General features: G+C 67.9%; 14 protein-coding genes, 1 pseudogene and 1 riboswitch. Of the genes and pseudogenes, 10 read left to right on the top strand and 5 right to left on the bottom strand.

Annotation, left to right across the window (positions count from 1 at the left end):
• Positions 1–351 precede the first annotated feature (351 nt).
• Both G6018_RS05235 and G6018_RS05230 read right to left on the bottom strand, forming a co-directional pair.
• On the bottom strand, positions 352–813 hold the full coding sequence (locus tag G6018_RS05235) for an SRPBCC family protein (protein ID WP_182638992.1): 462 nt from the start codon (positions 811–813) through the stop codon (positions 352–354).
• A gap of 402 nt (positions 814–1,215) precedes the next feature.
• Positions 1,216–1,518: a winged helix-turn-helix domain-containing protein gene (locus tag G6018_RS05230; protein WP_042329960.1), complete on the bottom strand. Its 303-nt coding sequence runs from the start codon at positions 1,516–1,518 to the stop codon at positions 1,216–1,218.
• A gap of 277 nt (positions 1,519–1,795) precedes the next feature.
• Here G6018_RS05230 and G6018_RS05225 point away from each other — a divergent pair, with 277 nt between their 5' ends.
• From G6018_RS05225 to G6018_RS05190, 8 genes are all read left to right on the top strand, one after another.
• The gene (locus G6018_RS05225; protein WP_182638989.1) at positions 1,796–2,815 is read left to right on the top strand and encodes a sodium-dependent bicarbonate transport family permease; all 1,020 of its coding nucleotides are present in this window, start codon (positions 1,796–1,798) and stop codon (positions 2,813–2,815) included.
• A 14-nt stretch (positions 2,816–2,829) separates the two neighbouring features.
• A complete protein-coding gene (locus tag G6018_RS05220; RefSeq protein WP_179524144.1) occupies positions 2,830–3,120 on the top strand; it encodes a transcriptional regulator in 291 nt (96 codons plus the stop codon).
• Positions 3,121–3,140: 20 nt separating this feature from the next.
• Positions 3,141–3,354, top strand: a riboswitch (cobalamin riboswitch).
• 35 nt (positions 3,355–3,389) lie between these two features.
• The gene (locus G6018_RS05215; protein ID WP_179524145.1) at positions 3,390–4,130 is read left to right on the top strand and encodes an energy-coupling factor ABC transporter permease; all 741 of its coding nucleotides are present in this window, start codon (positions 3,390–3,392) and stop codon (positions 4,128–4,130) included.
• Positions 4,127–4,489 (top strand): energy-coupling factor ABC transporter substrate-binding protein, encoded by a 363-nt coding sequence (locus G6018_RS05210; RefSeq protein WP_179524146.1) that lies wholly within the window; start codon positions 4,127–4,129, stop codon positions 4,487–4,489. The genes G6018_RS05215 and G6018_RS05210 overlap by 4 nt, the downstream gene beginning before the upstream one ends.
• Before the next feature lie 15 nt (positions 4,490–4,504).
• On the top strand, positions 4,505–5,233 hold the full coding sequence (gene cbiQ / locus G6018_RS05205) for a cobalt ECF transporter T component CbiQ (RefSeq protein ID WP_179524147.1): 729 nt from the start codon (positions 4,505–4,507) through the stop codon (positions 5,231–5,233).
• Positions 5,230–6,030 (top strand): ABC transporter ATP-binding protein, encoded by an 801-nt coding sequence (locus tag G6018_RS05200; RefSeq protein ID WP_179524148.1) that lies wholly within the window; start codon positions 5,230–5,232, stop codon positions 6,028–6,030. Before cbiQ ends, G6018_RS05200 begins: the two co-directional genes overlap by 4 nt.
• A 346-nt stretch (positions 6,031–6,376) precedes the next feature.
• Complete coding sequence (locus G6018_RS05195) at positions 6,377–6,580, top strand: hypothetical protein (protein ID WP_187700401.1); 204 nt, start codon at positions 6,377–6,379, stop codon at positions 6,578–6,580.
• Positions 6,564–7,046, top strand: a complete 483-nt coding sequence (locus G6018_RS05190) for a BLUF domain-containing protein (RefSeq protein WP_179524150.1) — start codon at positions 6,564–6,566, stop codon at positions 7,044–7,046. The genes G6018_RS05195 and G6018_RS05190 overlap by 17 nt, the downstream gene beginning before the upstream one ends.
• Before the next feature lie 13 nt (positions 7,047–7,059).
• On the opposite strand, the gene G6018_RS05185 is transcribed toward G6018_RS05190, so the two are convergent.
• Positions 7,060–7,269: a hypothetical protein gene (locus tag G6018_RS05185; RefSeq protein WP_179523156.1), complete on the bottom strand. Its 210-nt coding sequence runs from the start codon at positions 7,267–7,269 to the stop codon at positions 7,060–7,062.
• Positions 7,270–7,315: 46 nt separating this feature from the next.
• Between G6018_RS05185 and G6018_RS05180 the strand changes: the two genes are divergently transcribed.
• Positions 7,316–7,825, top strand: a complete 510-nt coding sequence (locus tag G6018_RS05180) for a CGNR zinc finger domain-containing protein (RefSeq protein WP_187700400.1) — start codon at positions 7,316–7,318, stop codon at positions 7,823–7,825.
• A gap of 78 nt (positions 7,826–7,903) precedes the next feature.
• Positions 7,904–8,803 carry a DUF5996 family protein gene (locus G6018_RS05175; protein WP_182638987.1) on the top strand — a complete coding sequence of 300 codons (900 nt, stop codon included), beginning with the start codon at positions 7,904–7,906 and terminating at the stop codon, positions 8,801–8,803.
• A gap of 171 nt (positions 8,804–8,974) precedes the next feature.
• Here the strand turns inward: G6018_RS05175 and G6018_RS05170 are convergent, their stop codons facing one another.
• Both G6018_RS05170 and G6018_RS05165 read right to left on the bottom strand, forming a co-directional pair.
• The gene (locus tag G6018_RS05170; protein WP_179524153.1) at positions 8,975–9,256 is read right to left on the bottom strand and encodes a hypothetical protein; all 282 of its coding nucleotides are present in this window, start codon (positions 9,254–9,256) and stop codon (positions 8,975–8,977) included.
• A gap of 121 nt (positions 9,257–9,377) precedes the next feature.
• Positions 9,378–9,740 (bottom strand): annotated as a pseudogene (locus tag G6018_RS05165) (tellurium resistance protein TerC); the annotation flags it as partial.

Raw genomic sequence — 9,740 nt, 5'->3', positions numbered from 1 at the left:
GGCGGGGCGGGGCGGGGTAGGTCGAACTCAGAGTTGAAAGTTCGACCACAGTCACGGAGGCCGAGGTGCCAGGCTGTGCTCGTGGTTTCCGAGGGCGGCATCTACACTCGAGTCTCCCTGCGGGACGCTCATCCGGTCGATTACTGGGCGGGTAGACCCGGACTCACCATACCGGCTGTCCACTTCAGATCAGGGTGTGGTCGGTCCGTGAGGTAGCGGAAGACGTCTCTCCGAACTCTGCCGGCGGGCTGTCGTCTAAGTGGCCGTTCCCGCGCATTGCTCCTCTTGCTACTGCCCAGTCGCAAGAGAGTTATCCCTGGCGAAGTCCACCCGTGGGGACGAGTCGGTTGGTCAGGCCTCGGCGATAGCTTTGATGCTCTCCAGCGTGGTGCCAAGTGCAGTATCGAGCTCGTCAGCGTGGTTCGGACCCCCGCCGAGGAGCGTCGCGGCGAAGATCCGGCCGATCGGATTGAGCTTGCCCGGCACGGACCGACGCTGGGCCAGCTTGGTACCGGTCTGCGTCGGCTGGAGCTCGAAGGCCCAGCGGGCGCCGCTGGTCTTCGTGTCCCAGGCGACACGCTTGTGTGGCTCGAACTCGATCACAACGTTTCGGGTTGGCCAGACGACCAGTTTGCGGCGGTTCCAGCCGATGTACTGCTGGCCCTTCCGGAAGCCTCCCGGCAGCAGCGGTGTCACCGCGACGAGTTCGGGCGACGACCGAACGAGCACGGAGGTATCCGTGACGACCTCCCACACGCGCTCGACGGGGGCGTCGACCTCGACCTCGGCGCGAAGCTCGCGGGTAGTGCTCATGCCATGCCTCCTTGGCGGGTTGAGCCGCGCTGGGTGTGGTGAACACTCTGGCGTGACCGGAATTGCGACCAGTGCAAGGTCGGACCGCTTCGCAACACAGTACGTCGCGTAGGGCGTACCCCGTAGTGACGTTGCTCTTCGTCGTGGTGTTGGTCCCCATGTCGACGAGCTCGCTTACGAGGGTGTGGGCCGCGCAGGTCCGGGACGCTGGCTGAGCAACACCGAATCCGCGGTGGTGCAGAAAGCGACCGTTCGTCCGGACGTGGTGACGGTGGATGTGCTCAGCCCCTATGACATCTCCGAACTCGATCAACTGCAGAGAGAAGCCGACCAGATCGTCCCCTGGGGGCCTCTAGTAGTGGTCGACCACGCTGTCGGGGCGCCACGATCAGTGCCGACGGGTCACTCGTTGCCGTCGCCAGCACCCTTTCGCGGGGCCCCCAGCACGCTGAGTATCTCCCCGACCATGTGGTCCCGTTCGAGTGGATGGCGCAGCGGCAGGTCTCGGTTCAGGCTGTAGCGGTTACGGCGCCCGTCGCGGATGCGCTGCAGGTACCCGGCCTCTTCCAGTTCGGCCACGATCCGCTGGGTGGCGCGCTCGGTGATCCCGACCGCATCGGCGATGTCGCGCAGTCGCGTCTCGGAGTCCTGCGCGATGCACAACAGGACGTGCGCGTGATTGGTGAGAAACGTCCACTCTGCCACTACGCCACCCCATCACCGACGACTTCCGAGTGCCATTTTGCCTTACGTGAATCACGGTACGCATGTGGGCGTGCACGGAGCCCGTCCCACCGCGGGCCCGGTCCGCGCGCCGCGCCACAACACGCGACACCGATTTAGGCTGTTGCAAAACATGTCTTGAAAGTCATGTATTGTCGTTCCCGTTACTCGCTCGGAACAGGCGGCTAGCGCGCCACGACGGAGATCAGCTCGTCCCGCTCGGCGGCGCACGGACTCCGGACAGATCAGGGGAGACTCGATGGACCTCAGCATTCTCGGCAGCCTCACGGACCCGCCGATCCTGTTCTTCTTCCTGGGGCTGTTCGTCGCCGCTGTGCGCTCCAACCTGGAGATCCCGGCCCCCGTCACCAAGTTCCTGTCGCTCTACCTGCTCATGGCGATCGGGTTCAAGGGTGGCCAGGCTCTGCGAGAGACCGGTCTGACCGGCCGCGCCGCGGCGGTGATCGGCATCGCCCTCCTCCTGGCCCTGGTGATCCCTGCGCTGGGCTTCCTGGTCCTGCGGCGCAGGGTGAACGAGTTCGATGCGGCCGCCATCGCCGCGACCTACGGGTCGGTCAGCGCGGTGACCTTCATCGCCGCGACGCAGTTCGTGACCGCCCGTGGGGAGGAACCCGGCGGGTACATGACGGTCGCCCTGGTTCTGATGGAATCGCCCGCGATCATCATGGCGGTGCTTCTGGCCACCTGGGCACGGTCCCGTCAGCGTTCCGCCCAGATGGCGGGTGACGCGGGGGCCGGCGCTTCCTCTCCCGTGTCGGGCGCACCCCTGTCGTTGCGGGCGATCCTGCACGAGGCGTTCACCGACGGTGCGCACTTGCTGCTGATCGGGTCGCTCGTGATCGGCACCGTGGTGGGGGCCGACGCCGGCGAGGCCATGTCCCCGTTCGTCGACGACATGTTCAAGGGGCTGCTGGCCTTCTTCCTGCTCGAGATGGGCTTGCTCGTCGCCCGTCAGCTCCGCGAGGTCCGGGACGTGGGCCCGTTCCTGATCGGGTTCGGCATCGTGATGCCCCTGGTCGGAGCATCGATGGCGCTGGCCCTGGGCAGTCTGGCCGGGTTGCCGGTCAGCGACCTGACCATGCTCGCCGTGCTCGCGGCGAGCGGGTCCTACATCGTGGTGCCGGCCGTCGTGCGCTACGCGATCCCCGAAGCGCGGCCGTCCCGGTACTTCACAATGGCCCTTGCCGTGACATTCCCGTTCAACATCGTCCTCGGCATTCCGCTCTACTACACCGTCGCCCAGTACCTGGGCGCCTGAGGCGAGGAGATCCCATGAAAGACGTCAAAAGGATCGAACTGGTAGTGGAGTCCGGGGTCGCCGGGAGGTTCCTCGGCGCGTTGGATTCGCTGGGCCTGACCCATCGCACCGTGATCCCGGGAATCTACGGGCGGGGACAGCACGGTGAGCGCGGTGGGGACCCTTTCTCCACCTTCGACAACACCTTCGTGCTCGTGGCGGTCGACCCCGACCGGATCGACGAGGTCCTCCGGTCGCTGCGGCCCCTCCTGCAGTCCGTCGGGGGCATGTGCCTGGTCTCGGACGCCCAATCGGTGCGGTACTGAGTCGGCCCCCGGGAGGGGGCTAGGATCTGCTCAGCTGCGGTGCTCGGGAACCCGGTGTGAGACCGGGGCGGCCCTCGCCACTGTGAACGGATGATGTCGCCAGTCCTCTGTGCCACTGCTCGCACGCGTTGTGTGGGTGGGAAGGCGGACCGGCGGCGATCCGGTCCATCCCTTCCGGGGGTGGGCCGGGGGAACCCGTGAGCCAGGAGACCGGCCGTGGCTGCCACCACGAGTGCCCGCGAGGTGACGGGCAGAAAGGTCTCAGGCATATGCATATCGCAGAGGGTTTCCTCCCCTCGGTGCACGCCGTGGCATGGACGGCCGTCGCGGCACCGTTCGTCATCCACGGCGCGCGCGAGGTGATCAGGACGGTCCGTCGGACACCGGAGGCGGGCGTGTTGCTCGGCGTGGCCGGGGCGTTCACGTTCGTCATGTCGGCCGTCAAGCTCCCGTCGGTGACGGGCTCCAGCTCGCACCCCACCGGGACCGGGCTGGGGACGATCATCTTCCGGCCACCCGTCATGGCCTTCGTCGCCACCGTGGTGCTGATCTTCCAGGCGTTGCTGCTCGCGCACGGGGGCATCACCACGCTCGGCGCGAACGTGTTCTCCATGGGGGTCGCCGGGCCGTGGGTCGCCTACGGGGCGTTCGTCCTGTGTCGACGGGTCGCGGTGCCGCTGCTCGGCGCGGTCTTCGTCGCCGCGTTCCTCGCCGACCTGGTGACGTATCTCGTCACCAGCGCCCAGCTCGCGCTGGCGTTCCCGAGCGCCGAGCACGGCCTGTGGTTCTCGATGGCCGAGTTCCTCGCCGTGTTCGCTATCACCCAGATCCCGCTGGCGGTCGTCGAGGCTCTGATCGTCGTGGTGATCGTCAGCGTGCTCCTGCGAATCGCCTCCCGTGAGCTCGACCTGGTGGGCTTCTTCCGGAGGGCGCGACTCGCCGGCGCGGGCACCTTCGCGCATCTCGAGGACCGTACCGATCAGGTCGAGGCCACGGAGTCGGTGCGATGAGCGGGAAGAAGCACGTCAGCGTGTGGGTGCTCGTGGGGCTGGTCGCCGTGGCGTTCGCGATCGCGGTGTTCTCCCTGGTCTATGGCGCTGGTGCGGGCGGCGAGTTCGAGGGTGCGGACGGGCAGGCGGAGGGGACGATCAGCCAGGTCTCTCCCGACTACGAGCCATGGTTCGAGCCGCTTCTGCCCGAGTTGCCGGGGGAGGTCGAATCGGGGGTGTTCGCCCTCCAGGCCGGGATCGGCGGCGGGATCGTGGGTTACGGACTCGGCGTCCTGCGGACACGTAGTAGGCAGCGTCGGGAGAGCGTGACGGGTGCGGCGACCCCGTCGGCGGCGGCCACGGGTCCGGCCGGGCACTGACCGGCCGAGCCCTAGGTGAACCCACTCGAACTCGCGGCGTCCCACAACCGTTGGTCGGACCTCCCGGTAGTCGAGAAGCTGCTGCTCTTCGGCGGTCTGCTGGTGGCGGCACTGCTCGTGCCGCCACCGGTGGGCCACGTGGCGATCCTGACTGTCTGTTGTGTGTGCGCCCTGGCGCTGGCCCGCGTCCCCGCCAGGATCTACCTCGCGGCGTTGCTCGCCCCCGTCGCGTTCCTGGCCCTGGGAATCGGTCCCCTCGTGCTGGACCTGGTGGACTGGCGCCTCGTGGTGGATCCGGCCGGGGTCGACACCGCCTGGCGGACGGTGAGCAGGGCGATCGCCGCGACGGCCGCCACCATCACCTTGGCGTGCACCACGCCCGTCGCCGACCTCCTGGCCGCCGGCCGGCGGGCCGGACTGCCCGCCCCGCTGGCTCACGTCGTGGACACCACCTACCGGCTCATCGGCCTGCTCATCGACTCCGCGCGCACGCTGCGGCATTCCCACGACCTCAGGCTCGGACACCGCACCGCCCGGGCCGCGATCAGCTCGGTCGGGACGCAGTTCGCCTCGGTATTCGTCCTGTCCGTCAGGCGGGCACGGGCGATCGACGACGCCATGTCCATGCGCGCCGAGCGCGGCCAGACCGCAGTGCTCGCCGAGGCGGACCCGGTCTCGGCCACCCGCGTGCTCGTCATCTGTCTGGTTCTCGTGTCCGTCTCGATACTGGGGGTCATGACGTGACCGTCCTCGCGCTGCGCGGTGCCCGGTTCTCCTACCGGCGTCTCGATGCCCTCGGCGGTCACACCCACACCGTGCTCGACGGCGCCGACCTGACGATCCCCGCCGGGGCGAAGATGGCGCTTCTCGGTGGAAACGGCAGCGGCAAGACCACCCTGATGCGGCTGCTCGTGGGCCTGAACCGCCTCGAGGCCGGGGAGTTGGAGCTGGACGGGGAGCGGGTCCGGGACCGCCGCGCCGACCGCACCCGCCTGCGGCAGTCGGTGCAGATGGTGCTCCAGGAACCCGACGACCAGATCTTCGCCACGACCGTGCGGGCCGACGTCTCCTTCGGCCCCGTGAACCTCGGATTGGATCGCGCCGAGGTGGCCCACCGGGTCGACGAGGCCCTGGCGGCGCTGGCGATCACCGACCTCGCCGACCGCGTCCCCCACCACTTGTCCTTCGGGCAGCGCAAGAGGGTGGCCCTGGCGGGTGCGCTGGCGATGCGGCCTCGCGTCCTGCTTCTCGACGAACCGACGGCCGGGCTCGACCCGCTCTCCTGTGAGGACCTGCTCGCGGCGCTGGAGTCGCTTCGCGCCGCGGGGGCCGCGATCCTCATGGCCACGCACGATGTCGACCTCGCCTGGGCCTGGGCGGACGACGCGGTGGTGCTCTCCGGCGGAGCGCTCACCCGCGGCCCGGTCCACCGAGTGCTGCAGGACGAGGGCCTCCTCACCGCGGCCCGGCTCACCACCCCGTGGGGCGCCGCGGTGTCACGCCGACTGGGCCGGACGGTATCGCGGCCGGGAGAGGTCTGACCACGCTCGTCATCGGGATCGCACTCGCCCGTGTTCCGGACGCGACCGATGCCATCGGTGGCGCAGTCTTCCGACGCGCATCATGATGGCCCGGTGTGCCGCTATGACGGATAGCTTCGGCAGGATGTGAGTTCTTAGGCAAGAAGAGCACTGTGGGATCGGGTGACACGTCGATGCGTGCCCATCCCTGTTTCGGCCGCGCGCGGCGGCAGCGTCTCCCGGTGACGTGGCTCGGGCCACGTTCTTCTCGACGTGTACGGCAGTGGGTGAAACACCTTGTCAAGGAAGAAAAGGGGTGGGAGTGACTTCGGCAATCGAAGGATACGAAGAAATACGATGGTCCCAGGTGGAAGACAGCTTCTTCGTCGGTAGTTTCCGCGGGAACTTCGTGGGGTACATCGATCAGAATTCTGACGGCAGTTTCACCTGCTACGACAGGATGTCGAGACCGCAGGGCGAGTCCGGATCCCTGGACGAGGCGATCTCCAGCCTGAATGATCTGTACTTTTCCGATGCGAGCGAGGGAGAGTTGAATGTCGCTGGACGCTGAGTTCCCCACGTCGCCCGGGAGCGGACAACTGAAGTATTTGGTGTACACGAGCGTGCCGGTGCGGAAGATGCTGCCGGGTGATCTGGAGTCCATTCTGTTCACCTCCCGGGAGCGCAATCGTGCCGCCGGGATCACCGGTGTCCTCCTCTTCAGGAACAACTGCTTCATTCAGTTCCTCGAAGGCCCTCCGGCCGCGATCGACGAGTTGATGACGCGCATCGCTGCCGATGACAGGCACAGTCGTGTCCGGGTCCTGTTGACGGAACCTGCAGCCGAGCGCAGCTTCGCCGACTGGAAGATGGGCTTCGGCATCCCCAAGGAGACCCGGTCGACCGGAGTCGACGGCGTGCGGGACAGTTTCAACGATCTCACCGGCGGCTCGAACTACGACGTCGTACGTCGGGCCGCCGAGGACTTCTCGATCTGGTTCAAGGTCAAGGAGCGCTCGATCTCGACCTCGCCCTGAGCGTCGCCTCTCCCTACACCCGGGCGACGGGCACGCCGGCGCGCAGGACGCGATGCGCGCCGCAGTGGCAGGACTCGTAGGTCACAGTGCCCTCGCTGGTGCGGTGGGAGGAGCGGGTCAGCCATTCGTGCTGGTGCGCGTCCGGATCCGCAGGCTGCGGAACGGGGGCGTCGTGGTCGCGGTCGTGATCGACGTCGGTGGGCGAACAGGCTGCTGTGGTCATGCGCTGACTGTGGTGCAATGGGTCAGTGCAGTTCAACCATGGCAATATGGTCGGCCCGACTCTCGCGGCGGAACTTGCCTCACTCGGCGCCCGGGAGTGGGACACCGATATGGCCGTCGGCGTGCTTCGCGCCCACGGCGTCCGCAGGCCCGATCTCGACGACGCGAGGTCGACCCGCCTACAGGAGTGGGCATTGTGGTTGAGGGCACCCTTCTCGGCGCCGGACGTGGACTCCACGTGCGACGCGATCAACGAGCTGCTGGACTCGGCCGCGTCGAGGCCGTCCCTGAGCACGCACGACGGGCACAAGCCCCACCTGCACTTCGCGGCCGACGGTGACGACGTGGTGGAGCGCGTCCGGGCCATCACCGCAGGCGGTCTGGCGATCTTCGCGGTCGAGTCGGAGGGCGGCCGTCTGGGGGCCTGTCTCCGATCGGGGTGTCCCGAGGTGTTCGTCGACACCAGCCGGAACGGTAAGCGGCGCTACTGCAGTGCCCGGTGCGGCAACCACGACGCCGTCCAACGGCACCGGGCCCCCGGCCGTCGACCCGGGTGACGCAGGGGCGCGGTTGGCGCCGGGTCCCGGCTGACGATGGGGGTGTCGGACGGCCGCGAGATCGGGGATCATGTGTCGATGGAGACGCGAGACGAGCCCTGGCCGGCCCTGCCCCTGGAGTCGTGGATCGACACCAGGGACACACTTCACCTGTGGACCCAGATCGTCGGCAAGACGCGGATGGCCCTCGGGCCGGAGATCAACCACTGGTGGGGCGTCCCGCTGTACGTGGACGCGCGGGGGCTCACCACGTCCCTGATGGTCGCCGGACACCGCGGTCTGGAGATCCGCTTCGACTTCGTCAGCCACGACCTGCTGTTCCTCGTCACTGACGGCAGCACCCGCCGGATGGCGCTCGAGCCGCGGACCGTCGCCGACTTCTACGCCGAGTACACCGGCCACCTGGGTGATCTCGGGTTCGACGTGCCGATCGTCGGGACCCCGGTCGAGCTGCCGGAGGTGATCCCGTTCGCCGAGGACACCACGCACGCGTCGTACGACGCTGACGCCGTGGCCCGTTTCCGGAGGTCGCTGGTCAGCGCGCACGGCGTCCTGTCGACGTTCCGCAGTGGGTTCCGTGGGAAGTCCTCGCCCGTCCACTTTTTCTGGGGTGCGTTCGATCTGGCCGTCACCCGGTTCTCCGGACGCTCCGCCCCCGAGCATCCCGGTGGCGTCCCGAACTGCCCGGACCGGGTCATGCACGAGGCCTACAGCGACGAGGTGTCGAGCGCGGGGTACTGGCCGGGTGGTGCGGAGGAGGGCATCTTCTACGCGTACGCCTATCCCCACCCCGAGGGGTACGACACCCATCCGGCGGTCGAGGCCCCCGCGTACTGGAGCGCCGAGCTGGGTGAGTACGTGCTGCCGTACCACCTCGTGCGACAGGCGGCGGATCCCGACGCCGTGGTGCTGAGGTTCCTCGAACAAACCCATCGCGCGGCGGAGGAGACGGCGGGCTGGAGCCGGGTCCGGGTCTAGCCCGGTCCGGCAACGACTAGGCGGGATGGGGAGTGCACCGCACGTGCGGCCGTGTCTCCGACGCACCTCTGCCGATCGGCGCGAGACCGCACCCCGGAGGGCGTTCCCCGTGTGGCACTTCCCCACGCGGATCTCCCGGATAGCGCGTGATCGACCTGGTCAGGTGGACCCTTATGCGCTGTTGGTCGCGGCAAAGACGAGGAACGCCACGAACAGTGCTGCCAGTCCCAGACCGATGCCTATGACGGCCTCACGGTGGTTCGACGCCTCGCTTTGGTCCACTCGTTTCAGACCGACCCATCCACTGGCGAGGGCGACCACTGCGGCGGCGATGGTGATCGCACCGCCGATGAAGGGCACCAGGGAGGCCAGCGCGGCAATGATGCCGGCGACCAGCGAGGTGGTCCCGGCACCGTTGCGGTAGGAAGTTCCGGTGGAACGGTCTTCGGGCATGTGGTCTCCCATGCACTTTCGAGGTGACTGACTGGTTCTCGCAACAGACACGCCGAGACCGTCTCGAAAGCTATCGCCAGCTGGCCTCGAGCTGCAGCACGAGTCCGCACAACTCGGCCGGTCACGACTTCTCGAATTCATCGGCGGAGGCTTCACTCCGGGCCCGCCAGAGGGGGTCGAGGGCGGCGTCCTCCTCGGCGGTGGCAACCCGGAACGGGGGCTCTGCCGGAGTGGGCAGGCCCTGTGCCTCCTGGCCTCTGGTGACGCGCAGGCTGGCGATCACCGAGACGGTGAGGATGGTCGCGATGACCCCGAGGGAGATGGCGGTGGGGATGTAGAACACGTCGATCTTGAGCATCATCTTGATGCCCACCCAGATCAGGATCAGCGCCAGCCCGATCTTGAGGTAGACAAAGCGGTGGACCAGGTCGGCCAGCAGGAAGTACATCGCCCGCAGGCCCAGGATGGCGAAGGCATTGGCGGG

Origin of the sequence: Dietzia sp. DQ11-44, assembly GCF_014145205.1 — a bacterium.
In the GTDB taxonomy this organism is placed as follows: Bacteria; Actinomycetota; Actinomycetes; order Mycobacteriales; family Mycobacteriaceae; genus Dietzia; species Dietzia natronolimnaea.
The sequence above is the reverse complement of the archived record's forward strand: the minus strand, read 5'-3'. Positions and strand labels throughout refer to the sequence as shown.

Bases quoted from the DNA above. Each gene is read 5' to 3' on its own strand.
- G6018_RS05235 (WP_182638992.1), bottom strand. From the start codon at position 813: ATGAGCACTACCCGCGAGCTTCGCGCCGAGGTCGAGGTCGACGCCCCC.
- G6018_RS05225 (WP_182638989.1), top strand. From the start codon at position 1,796: ATGGACCTCAGCATTCTCGGCAGCCTCACGGACCCGCCGATCCTGTTC.
- G6018_RS05220 (WP_179524144.1), top strand. From the start codon at position 2,830: ATGAAAGACGTCAAAAGGATCGAACTGGTAGTGGAGTCCGGGGTCGCC.
- G6018_RS05215 (WP_179524145.1), top strand. From the start codon at position 3,390: ATGCATATCGCAGAGGGTTTCCTCCCCTCGGTGCACGCCGTGGCATGG.
- G6018_RS05210 (WP_179524146.1), top strand. From the start codon at position 4,127: ATGAGCGGGAAGAAGCACGTCAGCGTGTGGGTGCTCGTGGGGCTGGTC.
- G6018_RS05190 (WP_179524150.1), top strand. From the start codon at position 6,564: ATGTCGCTGGACGCTGAGTTCCCCACGTCGCCCGGGAGCGGACAACTG.
- G6018_RS05185 (WP_179523156.1), bottom strand. From the start codon at position 7,269: ATGACCACAGCAGCCTGTTCGCCCACCGACGTCGATCACGACCGCGAC.
- G6018_RS05180 (WP_187700400.1), top strand. From the start codon at position 7,316: ATGGTCGGCCCGACTCTCGCGGCGGAACTTGCCTCACTCGGCGCCCGG.
- G6018_RS05175 (WP_182638987.1), top strand. From the start codon at position 7,904: ATGGAGACGCGAGACGAGCCCTGGCCGGCCCTGCCCCTGGAGTCGTGG.
- G6018_RS05170 (WP_179524153.1), bottom strand. From the start codon at position 9,256: ATGCCCGAAGACCGTTCCACCGGAACTTCCTACCGCAACGGTGCCGGG.